Source organism: Streptomyces sp. NPDC048392, assembly GCF_043200575.1.
GTDB lineage: Bacteria > Actinomycetota > Actinomycetes > Streptomycetales > Streptomycetaceae > Streptomyces.
Genome location: NZ_JBICYB010000056.1, coordinates 1 through 14,800, shown reverse-complemented (window position 1 = coordinate 14,800; position 14,800 = coordinate 1). Strand labels below are relative to the sequence as shown.

The following is a 14,800-nucleotide window of genomic DNA, read 5'->3' as shown; positions in this document are numbered from 1 at the left end:
TGGTCACTGGCGGGAAGCCTCTGCCCCGGTTAACTCCGGGCCAGGGGGGTTGGACCGGGGGGGGGCCGCCGTGTGCGTCTGGGCGCCCACCGCTGTACGGGCGGACAGGCCGTCAGTCACCCTGCCGTCTTCCGGTGTGGGCCGCTGGGGGTGGGGTCGTCATCGGGAGTCGACCAGCGCGTACTCGATTCCGGTCACCCGCGGCTTGGCCTTCGGATGCAGGACCACGATGCCTTCGCCTTCGAATTTGTCCGTGATGATGTCGCGCTTCCGGGCGTCGTACACCGCTTCTTTGGGGCCGGGGGTGATGTCGAAGCCACTCATGTACTGCGGCTTGAGCATCATCTCGGAGGTGTGCGCGGTCGGGAAGAGCGCGAGAACACCGCCGTTTTCGAGCTTCAGCGCGTACACCGTCGGGTGCGTCGGCTTCTTGGCGAAGAACCGCTCGGTGGCGTAGCCCTGGAGCTCCTTGTCGACGCCGTCCGTGTGGACCTTGGTGGACTCCTTCGAAGAATCGGTGGAAGCAAAGATCTTGCTGGCCGTCTTGCCGCCGGTCTCGAAGAAGTCCTCGTAAGTCTCGCTGATCTGGTCTGGAGCGAGCGTCTCTACCTTCTGCGCGGGATCAGCGGGGAGGACGTAGCCGTGCTTGTCGACAGCGATCTTCGGTAGCGGTTCTTCTGAGTAGACCGTGGTCATCACCTTGTAGGAGCCGCCGACCTTGTCGAGGATCACCAGTGCGCTCGATGCTTTGGAATCTGAGCTGGGGCGTGCCTTGACGGCGAACCAGGTGGCGCCGCTACTGGCGGCCGGGATGAGGTATTCGCGGTCCCGGTAGTAGAAGGGGGACTCGTAGAACTTCTGGTCCTTCTTGGACATGGTGTCCCACTGCTTGTAGTCGGCCTTGGACGCCTCATAGACCTGACCTGCTTCCACGGTGCCCAGGAGCCGTGCGTCCTGCGTGGCGTTGGCTTTGTTGTTGTCCCTTTCGTACGCGTCGAGCGCCGCCGCGGCCTCCTTCTTCGTCAGGAGCCCGCGCGGGGTGGCGCTGGCACTGGGCGTGGAGGCGGACGCGTCGGTGGCACGGCCGTCCGTGTCCGCTGTGCAGGCGGTGAGGGCTAGGGCGCTGGTCACGCTGATGGCCAGGACCGTGTGGCGGTGCAGGCGTCGCGGGGGGTGGCTGGTCGATCGGGACATGGGTGTTCCTCCTGGAACGGTGATGGGCAGGGACCGTCTGTCGGTCAGGCCGCTGGTCTGGGGGCGCCGCGTACGCCTGCGGCGAAGTCGCGGGCGGCTGCCGCCGCGGCGGCGGGGCTTCCGGCGTCGGCCTGTATGCGGCGGATGACGGCGGAGCCCACCACCACGGCGTCGGCATAGGCGGAGGCCTCCGCGGCAAGGGCCGGGGTGCTGATGCCGATTCCGACGGCCACGGGCAGTCGGGTGGCCTCGCGCAGACGGCGGACGAGGCGGGGCAGGTAGGGGCTGAGGGGGCCGGCCGATCCGGTCAGGCCGGGGGTGGCGGGGGCGTAGGCCATTCCGCTGCTGCTGCGGCCGATCGCGTGGAGGCGGGCTGCTGAGGCATGGGCCGGGATGAGGGGGATGCAGTGCAGGCCCGCCGCTTCGGTGGCGTGCTGCCAGTCGGTGGCCGCGCGGTCGGGCAGGTCGGGGATGAGGACTCCCGCTCCGCCGGCGGCGGCGAACCGTTCGGCGAAGAGCCGGGGCCCGTAGGCCTCTACCGGGGCCCAGTACGTCATGGCCACCAGCGCGACCGGTGACGAGGCGAGGTCGGCTGTAGTGGTGAAGAGATCGGGCATGCGGAAGCCGCCGTCCAGCGCCTGGGCGGCCGCGTGCTGGATGGTCGCGCCGTCGAGATGAGCGTCCTCGGTGGGCACGCCGAGTTCCAGCACGTCGCTGTGCTGCGCCATGGCGTGCAGGGCGTCCAGGTTCGCGGAGCGGCTGGGGTAGCCGACGGGGAGGTAGAGACCGAGGGCGGCGCGGTGCTGGAGCCTGCTCTGCTTCAGGACCTGGTCGAGCTTGTAGGCGGGCCAGGATGGTGGGGTGGAGGTGAGCATGGGCGGCCTCTCGGGCGGCGGATGGAAGGGCGGGCAGCAGGGGCGGCGCCGTGTCACGAACGGGCCGCTTGGTAGAGGCCTTCGCGTTCCAGTGCTCTGATGACGCGGTAGTCCGTCTCGACGGCCTCGGGGTCCCTGCTGCTGAGCACGATCTCTGAACGCTCGGCGGTGGGGGGGAGTGGGCTGTCTGCCCGCAGGACGTCGCTGACCGCTCTCACGGTGGGCAGCTGACGCACGATCCGTCCCAGCCAGGGGTTCACGCGGTCTTCTCCGCGTGCGCGGAGGTGGACACGGACGACCTGGCGGAAGGCGGGCGCCGGAACCGGGGGCGGGACGGGTGCCGGCAGCCAGGCCTCCAGTGCCCGCGCGACGCGGTCCTCTCCGGTGGCCGTGCGCACGGCCTCGTCGGCGAGGGACGCGGAGGGCGGCGCCGCAAGGGCCGAGAGCAGCAGGGGCCCACGTCCCTCGCTGTAGGCGACACGGCACGTCGCCGGGCCGCAGACCACTCCGAGAGCATCCAGGACCCGCAGTACGTACATCGACAGGGCGCGGGTGAGCAGTTGGCGGCGGTCCAGCAGGTCGGTCCGGTCCAGCGCTCCGTCCGCGCTGCGGGACTCGCCCCAGACGTCGGTGATGCAGTGCTCCGGGAGTCCGTCGGGCCCGGGGCCGGTCACGCTGTTGATCGTGTACTCGCGAGGTGAGAGCCGTTCGGCGAGGACCAGGTGTGTGCTGCCGGAGTACCGGGCTGCCGCTCGCCGCATGGCGGGCCAGGCGGCGGCGATGTCCAGATCGGTGGTGCAGGCCACGGCTGAGGCCGGGGGCCCGGCCGTCGCGGGCGCCAGTACGTAGCCGTCCAGATTCTCGGCGTCGGCCCACTTGAGGGCCTGGCCGAGGCTGGTGACGCGGGCTGCGCGGGCGGCTGGGACGCCTGCCCGTTCGAGGGCCGAGCACTGGGCGCCGCGGTCGTAGCGCAGTGCTGAGGAGGCGGGGTCCCCGGCCCGCAGGCCGAGGTGCCAGGCAATGCGCTCGGCCAGCTCGACGCCGACGGCGCTGCCGGGCAGAACGGCGGTGACACCCAGCGCTCGCAGGGCTTTGACCGTGAGCCGTGTTGACCCGCGGTGCTCCACGGATTCTGGGTACGGGCTATCGGTGTCGCCGTGCAGGCCCAGCGGGCGGATTCGCGGTGCCAGGGTGACGGCGATGGGCCGTACGCCCCGGCGGGCGAGGGCTCCGGCGTACGGGCAGCCGGGAAGTGGGGCTACCACCGCGGCGGTACGGGTGGCGGCGCGCGGCCGCGCGAGCACGAGCGCGGCGGACGATATGGCCATGGGGCGGAGCTCCGGGGGGAAGTGGCGGGGTGTCAGCGCGTGCAGCCGGTGGTGTGCGCGGCGCTGGTGATCGTGATGTCCAGGTGGCCAGCCACCTCGTCGAGGAGGTCTCGGCAGGTGGCCGCCGACTCGGCGGTCACGACCCAGTGCGCGAGGCGGTCGGAGAGCGTGGCGTGCGGCGGAGCGGACACCTGGCCGCCCGGCGTATGGCTGATGACCGCGCGTTCGACGAACGGCAGGGCGCCGATGCCGCGGGGGAAGGCGATGTGTTCCAGGACGCCGGTCGTCTCGGGGTAGGCGAAGCGAATTCCGGCGGCGGCCCTCCTGACGGGCTCCAGCTGCGGAGGTGTCCCGGTGGCGAGTGCGGCAGCGACCTGGGCGAGGTCGATTCCGAGGGCGTGGTGCACCAGCAGGGGCAGCAGGTCCCCGCCAAGCCGCGCGTTGACTTCGACGATGCGCGGCCCCGATCGAGTGAGCATCACCTCGATGCACAGCACGGCGCAGGTTAGCCCCAGTGCGCGCACGGCGCCTTGGATGACACGGGCCAGCGCGTCGTCGGCCAGCAGAGAATCCTCTGCGGCAACGACGTGCCCGTACTCCTGCGTGGTACCGGCCGGCGCAGGGAGTTTGCGGGTGACGGCCAGGATGCGGGCCTCGCCGGATGCGAGGACCGCGGTCTCGACGCTGATCTCCGAGCCGTCGAGAAATTCCTCCACCAGGACGCCCGCCGGCCCGTACTGATCCAGGCCCAGCACGGTCTCGTGGCTGGCCCGCTCGAAGGCGTCGAGGACTTCGGAGACGATGTTGGCGCGGACGACGCCCGCGCTCCCGGCCATCGAGCGCGGCTTGACCACGACCGGGAAGCCGATCGCTTCGGCATGGGCCACGGCCTCGGCGGCGTCACCGGCCTCCAGGGCGCGGGCCGAGGGAACGTGGTCGCGGTCGAGCAGCCGCCGGGTCACGACCTTGTCCCGGCACGCGGCCATGGACTCCGGACTGCCCGCTTGCAGCCCCAGTTGCTGCGCGAGCACGGCGCTGGTGACGACGTGGTGCTCCATGTACGTCATGACCCCGGAGACGTCATGGTCTGCGGCGAAGGCCGTCACGGCGGCCGATGTGTGGTGGACGTCGGTCAGGTCGGCCTCGATGTGAGCGGCCAGGTAGGGGCGCGCCCAGTCGGGCGCCGAGGCATCGACCAGGACGACGCGGTGCGCGGTCGCGATCCGGGCGAGGACGAACTCCCGGTAGGGGGCGCCGTCGTGGCCGCCCGCCCCGAGCAGGAGCAGGAAGGGTGCAGGCACGGAGGTCTCCATGGAGTGGGCGGTTGCTCGTGAGGAGGTGACGCTGCGGGGGGCCGGGGTCGGCCGCCGGACCCCCCAGGCGATGAAGGGGGGCCCGAACGAAGGGAAGGCGGCCGGCATGGTCAGGCCGTGAACCGGTGAGCGCGGCAGTCCAGGGGGCGGCCGCCGTTCTTCACCACGCACACCTCGATCTGGTAGGTCGCGCCTTCCTGGAGGTTGAAGTAGCTGGCGTCCTTGGAGGTGCACTTGCCGTCGTTGTAGTTGTCGACGACGCGGTAGAACAGGCTGTCGTTGATGGTCAGGATCTGGACGAGGGCCTTGTAGCCGTCGGTGTTGATGTCGCAGGCGGTGGTCTTGTCCCCGTACGAGGTGAAGTAGCCCTTGCTCTTGTTGAGGCTGGAGTACCACCAGCCGCTGTTGGCGGCTGCCGGGGTTGTGCTCAGGGCCAGCGCGGCGACTGCGCCGAGGGCGGCGGTGGGCAGCAGGTGGGTGAAGACGCGGGTGGTGCGCATGAGGACCTCTCGGGTGCTGATTACTTGACGGGCAAGGCTTGGTGGGGGCACGGGTGGCGCATCAGGACGGCGAGCGGTAGACAGGCCGCGGCGCCGATGAAGCCGCACAAGGTGGTGGTGACCGCGACGAGCTGGGGGCCGCCCTGGGCGAGGGACCAGCCTGCGAGGGCGGGGGCGCAGATCACGGCGGCCGCCAGCGTGGAGCCCCAGATCCCCGCGTAGAGCCCCCGGGCCTGCGGCGGGGTGACCTGGTCGAGGAGCGCGGTTGCGGCGACGAAGACCACGATCTCGCCGGGAATGCCAATGCACGCGGCGATGACGTACTGCGGTGTCGAGTCGGCGAGGCCCGCGGAGCCGAGACCGGCTCCCAGGACCAGGGAGCTCATGGCCAGGAGCGGGACCATGGACGCTCCGCGTGAGGCTCTGCGGGCCAGCCACCGGTTGAGGGGAACGGACAGGACGAGCACCGTGCAGGCACTGGCTACCTGCGTCCAGCCGTAGGCCGATGCGGGCAGTCCGGCGTCGTCCATCAGCAGGGGCAGGATGGAGAAGAGGCCGGCCACGGGGATGAGCGCGCCGAGACTGACCAGCCACAGCAGCCACAGCCGGGCATCCGTCACGGCCGTGCGGTAGGCGGCACGGCCGCCGACGGATGCCGCACCACGGTGCGTGGGGCGGTCCTGCGGCATGCAGGCCAGAGCGATCAGCGCAAAAGCGGCGCAGGCAACAGCGTTGATCCAGTACAGCGCGGTCAGGCCGGTGGTGTCCGACAGCAGGCCGCCGGCGGCTCCCGTGGTGGCGGCGCCGACGTTGATTCCGAAGTGCCTCCAGCCGTTGATGGAGGCACGGGCCGCATCGTCGGAGACGGTGTCTGCCACCACGGCGGTGATGACGGGCCGCGGTGCGTCGTAGACGGCACCGACCACGACCGCGGCCAAGGCGACGGCGATGGGGTGGGACAGCCCGCCCAGCAGGGGCAGCGTGACCACCGCGAGCAGCATGGAGCCCACGAGAGCGGCCCGCCGGCCCACGATGTCCGCCAGTCGTCCCAGAACGATCTGGCCGACGAGCCAGCCAACGCCGAAGGCCGCGAGGATCGTGCTGATGCCGTTGGTCGAGAGAGCGAGCTCGCTCAAGCGGTAGGAGAGAAATGGATATGCGAAGCCGGCCGCGCGGACAAGGGTGGCTCCGATTACCAGGACCCAGACGACGAAAACCCGTCCGGGCTGCGTGGCAGGAGTAGGGGCAGGCTCCTGGGCGGTTGGTCTTGCAGCAGGCAGGTCTGTGGTGGGCACGGGTGCTCCAGAAGGCACGGAAGGCGGCGACCTGAGCGATTGCCGGAGGTTCGGACAAGCGCAGTGGCCTGAAAATGGGTAAGGGTGGGGCGCCGTCAGGGGGCGACGGCGCCCCACAGGCCGGAGAGTTCGCGGCATGGAGGAAACGCGCGATGGTGCTAGAACCAGCTGGCGGCGACCCAGCCCTTCATGCCGTACGAGCCGCTGGAGAGGGATTCGCCGTAGTACCACCGGTTGCCGTAGCGGTTCTTGGCGGAGCACTCCACCCAGAACTCGCCGGCGGAGCCGAGGCGGCCCTTGGATTTGTAGGCCACGCCGGGGCCGGTACGGATGTTGGGCCACTCCAGGTTGGGGCCCCACACGGAGTGGTTGCGGTCGTTGCGGGTGCACGCGCTGGGCCCGACCGCGGACGCGGGCGAGGCCACGGCGGCAACACCGCCGAACAGGAGAGCAGAGGCAGCCGTCGTCATGACGGCATTGCGGATGGCGGATCGCATGAGAAGAACCCTTCGGTTGGAAGTGTTCGTCGAGGTGCGGGGGCCGCTGGGGATCTGTGGATCAACCGTGCGAAGCCGGCTGATCGCCCTGACGGGAGCGGCGCCGCGAGTACGTCGAAGCACCCACGGCAGCGAGACCGACAGTGAGCATTCCGTTTGCGATGAGGGCGAGTTCGCCCCAATGACGACCAGACGCCTTGTGAATCAGGATTGACTCGGTCTCGGTCTCAGCCGACCGCCGGCTCGTCGACCTCGACTTCGGCTGCCTGCTCCTGCTTTGCCTCGGGCGCCGGGGCCTGAGCCTGCGACTCTTTGGCCGCCGCCCGTGCCTGGCTGGCGGCGCGCATGGACGCGAACTGGTTGTCCAGCGTCTTGTCGTCGACCTTGAACTCGGAGGCCTCGACGGACTTGGTGTTGACCACCAGGCCAGTGCCGCGCGTCGCGGGCATCACGTTGCCCTTGAAGCCGTAGATGGTGCCGACCTCGTTGCCGTCCTTGTTCAGGATCGGCTCGGTGTTCGGACCCGCGGCCTTGACGATCTCCTCCATCTGGCCGGTGGAGTACGGAGCGCCGTTGCTGTAGCGGACCTTGCCGTCCTCACCCTGAACCCGATCGGACTTCAGATGCAGGTTCGTCTGCTCCGGACCGCGCGGATCTCGAGCGTCGACCTGGACGTCGGCGTACTGGGACTTGCCGTCCTTGGTGACGCCGTTCTTGTAGACCTTCGCGATGAGGTTGATTCCGGTCATCGCGCCCTTGCCCTTGAGAAGTGCCATGATCTCTTCCTTCCGCTTGTTCCGACTGCCCTCTGACAAGTCGGCCGCGATCAGTCATATCGTCCGGACAAGGTATTGAGTCCCGCCGAACGCTCTTCACGCTAATACTCTCATAGAGCATTCGACAAGGCTGGCAACTAGTCTTTCTGTTCGCGCTCAAAGTCAGTCGAGATGGGAGGTGACTGCGAGTCGAATGCCATTCCGGCGCCCGCTGTGGTCACAGCCTGATCGACCTGGGCCTGGACCCGCACGACGAGGCCGGCGTCCAGCGACGAAGCCTTGGACCGCCGCATCCGCTCGGCCTGCTCGCGCTCGGCGCGCAGCTCCGCGATCCGGGAGCGCAACACGAGGCTGCTGGATTCCTCGTCCGTCTGCTGAGGCGTCAGCTCCCGGGAGACCCGTGTCATCGCCGCGACATCGTCCACCGGCAGATCGGGAATTGCCTCGGCCTGCCCGGACTGGTCCAGGTAGTCCATCGCCGCCAGCAGCAGCCGCCGGCGGTCCCTGGTCGTCTCGACGAAGGTCTGGTGTGCGTGCGGCCCGATCTCGACGTCGGTGACGAAGTCGTATCCCAGGTGGTGCAGGTCCAGGGCCTTGACCTCGTCGAAGGCATACGCGGCACCGGCGACGATCTTGAAGTCCGTGCTGACCGCGTCGGTCTCCGTACCCGCCTGATCCTCGGCGCTCGACCCCACGCGCAGCACCAGGCCGGAGGAAGCGAGATCAGCCCGCAGGCCGTCCAGCTTCTGATCATAGGACTGCTTCATCGTCCGGATGCGCGCGTCCAGCACCGCCCGGCCGCGCTTGCCCTCGGTCAGGAGCCGGCCACCGGGCTGATCGTAGATCGTCCGGCCCAGGTTCTCGGCCTCCTCGCAATCTTTCATCCGCTGCAGGGAGGCATCCGCGCGCAGCGCCATGAGCGAGAGCAGCCGCTGGCCGTAGGTCGCCACGTCCTGCTGCCGCTCGTACCACTGGCCGGCTTCCCCGAGGAAGGGCAGGAAGTGCCGGTACTTGCTCATCAGCCGCCGGTGGTAGTTCTCCTCGAAGCAGTAGAAGTCGTAGAGCGGGCGCGAGTCCTCGGCGGCGACGCCGGCCTTCTCGGCCTGTTCCCACTGGTGCGCGAGGTCGCGGTAGACCCCGACCTTCTCCCGGTGATGCTGCAGGCGTGAGGCGTAGCTGCGCAGTCGGAAGCCGAAGGAGACCAAGTCGGCCTCAGCATTCTCGTCTTCGCCCTGCCGGTCCGCGGCGAGCACCGCCATCTGCTGGTAGTCCATCCCCATGACTTCGAGCATCGGCGTGCGCACCCGCAGCTCCGACTCCGGCATGGCCCGCAGCATCTGGTAGATGCCGTTGACAGCGCGCTCCATGATCTGCGTACGTCCCTGCTCGACCAGCTTCTGCCATTCCTCCGTGCTCAGAGACTCCTTCGCGCGGCGCTCGTTGGCGTAGTCGACGATGCGTTCCATGGCCTCCGGCATCGGGGACCCGGCACGATTGAGTTGCTCCTTCACGAGCTCGGTCACCAGTTGGTTCGCCTTGCGCATGCGGGCGTCATGCGAGCCGGCGCGCCACAACGTTCGGTCTGCCGGAAGGCAGGCGAGCAGGAACTGCGGCAGGGACTCGGCGCGGATCCGCTCGTGCGCCCACCGCTTGATGAAGGTGGTGACGTTGCGCCGCTCGTAGCCGACGGCGCTGGAGAGATGAGCCACCGCCTGCTTCTCATCGAGCCAGGCATCGACGCCGCGGCGGAGCCTGGACTTGTGCCGGTCCAGGAGCTTGCCGCGCTGCGTACCGTTCTTCGTCACCTGGCCCCGGCCGCCGTCGACCATTGCCAGGTGGCAGTGCACGTGCTCGGTGTCGACCTGGATGACCCCGACGTAGCGCAGGTCGTCGAAGCCGCTGGTGCCCGAGCTCATCCGCTCCAGGCCGTGCATGATTGCCATGCGCAGCTTCATCTGGTCGATGTGGCCGCGGTAGTCGCCGCGTGCCGCGCAGTGGAAGTCCTCGTCGACGATCTTGTGCTTCCTCAGGTACTCCTCGTCGAAGGACAGCACCGTCTTGAGCACGGTCTTGCCGTTCTCGAAGTGCTGCTGGATGTCCTTGCCGGCCGCCTTGAGCTGCTCGTCGGAGAGTGAGACCGAGCCGTAGCCGAAGGCCACGCCGCCGTCACCCTGGGCCTGGTGCATCTCATGCTTCGCCGCGCCCCGCGAGATACCGGCGCGCTCGACGGCGGACTCCCGCGCCATGTAGCGCATGATGAAGTCGTCGGTGCGCAGGCGCTGGATCGGAGCCAGCGACTCGGTCGCCTGCTCGCGGGCCATGTACCGGGTGACGTAGTCGCCCGGCGTCGCACCGCGTGATCCCTTGCCGCCGGGCAGCGGCACACTGAACTCGTTGACCACGATGATGTCCTGCTTCAGGCCCATCGTCGCTCTCCTTCCTGTCTCGGTACCGATGCACTACGGCCCCGGCTGCTGCTCGCCAGCAACCGGGGCCGCGCTCGTCATGCCTGATCCGTCCTCAAGACCCCAGGCTCTGCTCGCCGTCCTCGCCGAAGTCCAGATCGGCCGCACGCTGGGCCACCTGGCGCTTGCGCTCGCCCAGACTCGGAGCGAGCTTGACCTCACGTCGCCGGGACTCCTGCTCCTGCTCCTCCAGCTCCGGGTCGAGATCCAGGTTCAGGTCGCGCTGCGCCTCACGGGCTGGAACCGGGGGAGCGATCGGCTCCTCCTGCTCCTTGACCGTCTGCAACGCTGCCGCCACGCGCTCCCGGTAGAGGTTCTCCGTGGTGCCCTCGGTGCCCGCGCGCTCGGTCTGGTACTGCTCCCGTTCGGCGGCGATCTCCGCCTCGATCTGCTGCAGGCGAGCGCTCATGCCGTCAGCGACCGGCGCGGCCTCAGGCACGGGCGCTCTGACGACCGGCTTGACCTCGGTGTCCAGGCCCAGCTCGTCCTCGGCGAACAGCGAGTTGATCGCGTCCGAACGTGCCTTCATCCCGCGCGCATCGACCACAGCCTCAGCCCGCGGGACGCCGTCCTTGGAGTGGTCGGCGAAGTAGCCCGCGAGGTCGTAGCCGCTGGACTCGAGATCGATCTCCAGGCCCCCGATGTCGTGGATCTGGGTGAAGACCACGGGCGCATCACCTTCGGTCTGCGCCCCAGACGGAGCGAGGACAAGCATGTCCGCCGTGGCCGACAGCTCCCACTCGATCCCGGTGACCTGCTCGGGCACGGCGAAGCCGCTCGTGAAGTAGCCCTTGCTGGCGAGCACGACCAGCTGCTGGTCGTCGAACTCGTAGAAGGCGTCTACCTTCTCGCCCTGGCCGGGGGAGTAGGTCACCTGGGAGATGCCGAACGGCAGGGCCCTGGCCGGGGTGATCGAGCGCAGCTCGCCCGTCATATGCAGATACGGGCGGTAGTTCTCCTCCTTGCCCCGGTGCTTGAGGTCGAGCGATGCGACCATGACGCCAAGCTCGGCGGTCACCCCCTCCAGCCGGTACGTCTCCACTCCCCGTTCACGCAGGACACGGTGGGCCCATACGTCGTTCATCGTCAGCCCTGCGGTGCGCATCACTTGCTCCTCGTGCGGTTGGTCTTGCTCTGGTTGGTGGTCCTGGTCGTGGACTTCGGTGTGACGTCGGCCCCGGCCGCCTCGCCCCGGGCGTCCCGGATCTTCGCGATCATCCGCGTTGCCCAGCGCCACATGCCGCGTATCACGACGATCTCGCCCGCGGCGAGCAGCGCGACCAGGAAGAGGAGCGGCATCAGCCACATGGCGATGGTTCCGTCCGCACTGAGCGCACCCTGGGATGCGCCCGACTGCTGGTGCAGCCATGCGCCCAGCAGCGGGATGACGACCATGGCCGTGATGAACGCCAGCAGGCAGTCGGCGAGAAGGACGATGGCCCGGAAGAACCCCGCCCACACCACGACGGAGAACCTGCCGGTCTCCTTCTTCGGGGCCAGACGCCGCCATCCGGTGCGCAGCTTCGAGTCCTTCTGTTCCTTCACGGGCTTCGCCGTGGTCTTCTTCGCCGTCGCGGCCGTGCTCGTCGGGGCGTTCGTTCCGGTCTTCTCCAGGGCCTGGGTCGACATGTTCGTGTCCTTACGTCTCGTCGGGGTCTTCTGGGGTGCGTGCTGAAGCGTGGGCGCTTCGCTCACCCGGTCGGCTTGGGGGAGGGCTGTTCCCCGCTGGCGGCAGCGAGGGCGTCGCGGGTCTGGCTGGAGGCCCGATAGGTGTCCAGCGACGTCACCGTGCCGTCCTGAGAGGTGGCGTAGGTGAAGACCACGAACTCGCTCTTGGCAGCGCTGTTCTGATCCGGTCCGACGCGGACCGGATCGAGTCGGGCCACCCCCGTGTAGGAGTAGTTCAGGCCCTGCACCCGGCTCACATCGATGTCCAGATCAGCGAGCGTGTACGTCATCCCAGCGCCCTTCGTGGCTCCGCTCGCCGTCATCCAGTCCGGCACGAACTCGGTGAGCACCCGGGACTTGTGGTCGAGGAAGCCGTAGCGCGCGTCGAGCAGTACCTGCTGCTTCTTGACGGTCCGGGTCGACGCCGAGCTGTCGGTGAGGCTGAGCAGGAGGGACCGGCCCGTCGCCCTGTCACGGTTCACCCGCTCGACGTCCATGCCCGGCAGCTGCGCCAGCAGCGCCGTGTGCTGTGCTGCGAGCTTGGCCTGGGCGTCGCCGAGGTCGCCTTCGAGCTTGTGAACAACCGCATCGGCCTGGGTGTCCGACGCGGCCGGGCCGTCGCTGAGCAGGCTGGCTCCGAGCGTGACCACCGAGAGCGCGAGCAGCGCCCCGGTACCGCCGAGCAGGATCTTCCCGGCGTGCGGGCGCAGCCTGTCCTTGATCTCCTCGTTCACGGTGCCTTCACCTCCTGCTTCAAGGCCTCGCCGGTGGCCGTCGTGCCGGTCTGGATGTTCACGAACGCCTTGCGGACCAGGCCGTAATCGGCGTGGGCCCAGGCCAGCACCGCCGGCCTCTCACCCACACCCGTCCTGGTCTCCATCGCCAGCCAGGTCACCGTGATGGTGCTGTCGTCGTTGACCAGGTAGGGCACCTGGACGACCCACTCAAAGCCGGAGTTGAAGCTCATCGGGATCCCGACGCCGGCCGCCACGTCCTTGTCACTGGCGAGCAGGTACCACGGCCCCAGGTCCGCCTGGTGCACCGAGGGGGCGAAGTAGGGGATGAGGTTGCGCAGCGTCGACTGAGACGTCGCCGTGTCGAGCGTGCCGCCGTCTGCCGCCACGCTGGGCGTCAGGTAGCGGTAGTCGTTCTGCAGCTTCGTGACCTGATCAGCCGCCGTCAGGGCCGCGGTCAGACCACGCTCGGCGTCGTCGGCCTTCGGCAGCGCCGCCGTCTTCGCCTCGGTGATCCTGATCTGCTCCTGTAGAGAGGAAATCTCCGGCGCAGCCGGATCGCTCACCGCGCTCTGACCGCCGGAGAACCCCGCGGAGAGTACGAAGCACAGCAGTGCGCCCACACCCATGCTCACGCCGGCCACGAGGGTGCGCTTGCGCAGGCCGCTCGCGGGCTCCGTCTGCTCAGGAGTGCCCGCGCTCTCCTGCGAGGACACGGACGTCGCGACGAAGCGCGTCTTGCGCACTGCGCCCCCACCCGACTCATCGGTCTGTGTCGATGCCATTGGACCTCAACTTGCCATACCGCTCGAATGCCAGGACAACTCTATCAATGAGGTGAGTCGAAAGGTGGCGTGAGTCATCCGGAATAGCGAGTCTCGCCACTCGCCGGAACGCCGGAGAGATTCGAGGCCTTGCCCTGGGCGTCGACCGTGACGAAGAGCAGCGTGCGCCGGTGCGCCGTGACACTGGCTTTGCTCGCCTTGTTCTGGGACACGGCGTCGGAGGTGACCTCGACGTCGGCCAGGGCGGCGTAGGTGTAGACGCCCGCCTTGACGTCGACGACCTCGATGTCCGGATCCTCGCCGAGGGCCGAGTTCAGTCCGACCGTGTCGATGTAGTAGTAACGCCGCCCCTGGGAGTCCTCGTTGAACCTCGACGGAGGCATGAACGACTTCAGGAACGTCTCGTTCTCGGTGAGGCCGAACCGGCTCTTCAGGCTCTCGCGCGCCGCCTCGTAGCTCTGTCCGGAGTCCCACGTGAAGGCCATCGAGAGCAGCGACTTGATGCACTCACTGTCGGCGCTCAGCCGGTTCCGGCTGACACCCAGGGCCGCCATAACGTCCGCGTTCACCTGCTCGGCGTTCTTCTTCCGGATGCCTGTCAGACGTTCCTCGACGTCGTTGATCTGGGCCTCCTGCTCAGCCAGGGACGCGTGCTGGCTGCTCCAGGTCACACCGGCAGCCGTCGCGACGACCGCGAGGACCGCTGCCGTCACCAGGACCGAGAGGTTGCGCCGGAAGAATCCCCGCCGCGTGGGTGCTGCCGCCTGCTCCGTCATGGCTTCCCGCCCTTCTTCTGTGTGCCCGTGCCGCTGAATTCAGGGACCCCGGACCCGGCCGGCATCTTGATCGCGGGGTTCTCGTACTGAGCCCCAGCGGCAGTCACCACGAGCGCCAAGTGGTCGAAGGCCCCCGCCGTGCCGTTGCGCACGTAGCGCGCGCTCGCCCAGGCGAGCACCTCGCCGCTCTTCGTGTCCCGGCACAGCCAGACGACCTTTGCCTGGTTCGTCGCGCCCGAGCCGTCCTTCACGCTCAGATCGGGCATCACCGTCTCGACCTTCCATGCGTACGTGCTCGGGGCAGCTGCGTTCTGGCCGTCGTAGCGGATGTACCAGGCGTGGCGCGGATCGATCTCGGTGGTCGCGTCGAACGGCGTCAGCGACGAGGTGCTGTACGCCTCCTTGTCACTGACCAGGAAGGAGTCCCTGCTGAACAGCGGTGCCATGTCCCGGCGGTGCTTGATGATCTCCAGCGCGGCCTTGTTCGGAGCCCCGTTGTTGGGTCTTGTCCCCGATGAGTGGACACCTGTTCGTTTCGTTATGCGGCAAATGTCAGGGGAGCTGACTGCTGTTCGTAGGCGATCGGTGCCTGCT

The 14,800-nt window shown here is 68.6% G+C and carries 15 protein-coding genes; all 15 read right to left on the bottom strand.

Going from position 1 to position 14,800, the window contains the following annotated elements:
* Positions 1–159: 159 nt before the first annotated feature.
* Entirely contained in the window at positions 160–1,194 is a 1,035-nt protein-coding gene (locus tag ACGFYH_RS35000) for a hypothetical protein (RefSeq protein WP_393807203.1), read from the bottom strand.
* A gap of 44 nt (positions 1,195–1,238) precedes the next feature.
* A complete protein-coding gene (gene trpA / locus ACGFYH_RS34995) occupies positions 1,239–2,069 on the bottom strand; it encodes a tryptophan synthase subunit alpha (RefSeq protein WP_393807202.1) in 831 nt (276 codons plus the stop codon).
* 53 nt (positions 2,070–2,122) lie between these two features.
* Positions 2,123–3,397, bottom strand: a complete 1,275-nt coding sequence (locus ACGFYH_RS34990) for a hypothetical protein (protein ID WP_393807201.1) — start codon at positions 3,395–3,397, stop codon at positions 2,123–2,125.
* 32 nt (positions 3,398–3,429) lie between these two features.
* Complete coding sequence (locus ACGFYH_RS34985; RefSeq protein WP_393807200.1) at positions 3,430–4,698, bottom strand: ATP-grasp domain-containing protein; 1,269 nt, start codon at positions 4,696–4,698, stop codon at positions 3,430–3,432.
* 122 nt (positions 4,699–4,820) lie between these two features.
* On the bottom strand, positions 4,821–5,210 hold the full coding sequence (locus ACGFYH_RS34980; RefSeq protein ID WP_393807199.1) for a hypothetical protein: 390 nt from the start codon (positions 5,208–5,210) through the stop codon (positions 4,821–4,823).
* A gap of 20 nt (positions 5,211–5,230) precedes the next feature.
* Positions 5,231–6,505 (bottom strand): MFS transporter, encoded by a 1,275-nt coding sequence (locus ACGFYH_RS34975; RefSeq protein WP_393807198.1) that lies wholly within the window; start codon positions 6,503–6,505, stop codon positions 5,231–5,233.
* Positions 6,506–6,663: 158 nt separating this feature from the next.
* Complete coding sequence (locus ACGFYH_RS34970) at positions 6,664–7,002, bottom strand: hypothetical protein (RefSeq protein ID WP_393807197.1); 339 nt, start codon at positions 7,000–7,002, stop codon at positions 6,664–6,666.
* Positions 7,003–7,229: 227 nt separating this feature from the next.
* Positions 7,230–7,778 (bottom strand): hypothetical protein, encoded by a 549-nt coding sequence (locus ACGFYH_RS34965; protein WP_393807196.1) that lies wholly within the window; start codon positions 7,776–7,778, stop codon positions 7,230–7,232.
* A 137-nt stretch (positions 7,779–7,915) separates the two neighbouring features.
* Positions 7,916–10,204: a relaxase MobL gene (gene mobL, locus ACGFYH_RS34960; protein WP_393807195.1), complete on the bottom strand. Its 2,289-nt coding sequence runs from the start codon at positions 10,202–10,204 to the stop codon at positions 7,916–7,918.
* A 94-nt stretch (positions 10,205–10,298) separates the two neighbouring features.
* Entirely contained in the window at positions 10,299–11,348 is a 1,050-nt protein-coding gene (locus ACGFYH_RS34955; RefSeq protein WP_393807194.1) for a hypothetical protein, read from the bottom strand.
* Positions 11,348–11,872: a hypothetical protein gene (locus ACGFYH_RS34950; protein WP_393807193.1), complete on the bottom strand. Its 525-nt coding sequence runs from the start codon at positions 11,870–11,872 to the stop codon at positions 11,348–11,350. Before ACGFYH_RS34950 ends, ACGFYH_RS34955 begins: the two co-directional genes overlap by 1 nt.
* Positions 11,873–11,934: 62 nt before the next feature.
* Positions 11,935–12,645 (bottom strand): hypothetical protein, encoded by a 711-nt coding sequence (locus tag ACGFYH_RS34945; RefSeq protein WP_393807192.1) that lies wholly within the window; start codon positions 12,643–12,645, stop codon positions 11,935–11,937.
* Positions 12,642–13,391 (bottom strand): hypothetical protein, encoded by a 750-nt coding sequence (locus tag ACGFYH_RS34940; RefSeq protein WP_393807191.1) that lies wholly within the window; start codon positions 13,389–13,391, stop codon positions 12,642–12,644. Before ACGFYH_RS34940 ends, ACGFYH_RS34945 begins: the two co-directional genes overlap by 4 nt.
* 113 nt (positions 13,392–13,504) lie before the next feature.
* Positions 13,505–14,206 carry a hypothetical protein gene (locus ACGFYH_RS34935; protein WP_393807190.1) on the bottom strand — a complete coding sequence of 234 codons (702 nt, stop codon included), beginning with the start codon at positions 14,204–14,206 and terminating at the stop codon, positions 13,505–13,507.
* On the bottom strand, positions 14,203–14,800 hold a 598-nt coding region (locus ACGFYH_RS34930; RefSeq protein WP_393807189.1), incomplete at its 5' end, for a hypothetical protein. The genes ACGFYH_RS34935 and ACGFYH_RS34930, both read right to left, overlap by 4 nt.

Bases quoted from the DNA above. Each gene is read 5' to 3' on its own strand.
- ACGFYH_RS35000 (WP_393807203.1), bottom strand. From the start codon at position 1,194: ATGTCCCGATCGACCAGCCACCCCCCGCGACGCCTGCACCGCCACACG.
- trpA (WP_393807202.1), bottom strand. From the start codon at position 2,069: ATGCTCACCTCCACCCCACCATCCTGGCCCGCCTACAAGCTCGACCAG.
- ACGFYH_RS34990 (WP_393807201.1), bottom strand. From the start codon at position 3,397: ATGGCCATATCGTCCGCCGCGCTCGTGCTCGCGCGGCCGCGCGCCGCC.
- ACGFYH_RS34980 (WP_393807199.1), bottom strand. From the start codon at position 5,210: ATGCGCACCACCCGCGTCTTCACCCACCTGCTGCCCACCGCCGCCCTC.
- ACGFYH_RS34970 (WP_393807197.1), bottom strand. From the start codon at position 7,002: ATGCGATCCGCCATCCGCAATGCCGTCATGACGACGGCTGCCTCTGCT.
- ACGFYH_RS34965 (WP_393807196.1), bottom strand. From the start codon at position 7,778: ATGGCACTTCTCAAGGGCAAGGGCGCGATGACCGGAATCAACCTCATC.
- mobL (WP_393807195.1), bottom strand. From the start codon at position 10,204: ATGGGCCTGAAGCAGGACATCATCGTGGTCAACGAGTTCAGTGTGCCG.
- ACGFYH_RS34955 (WP_393807194.1), bottom strand. From the start codon at position 11,348: ATGCGCACCGCAGGGCTGACGATGAACGACGTATGGGCCCACCGTGTC.
- ACGFYH_RS34950 (WP_393807193.1), bottom strand. From the start codon at position 11,872: ATGTCGACCCAGGCCCTGGAGAAGACCGGAACGAACGCCCCGACGAGC.
- ACGFYH_RS34935 (WP_393807190.1), bottom strand. From the start codon at position 14,206: ATGACGGAGCAGGCGGCAGCACCCACGCGGCGGGGATTCTTCCGGCGC.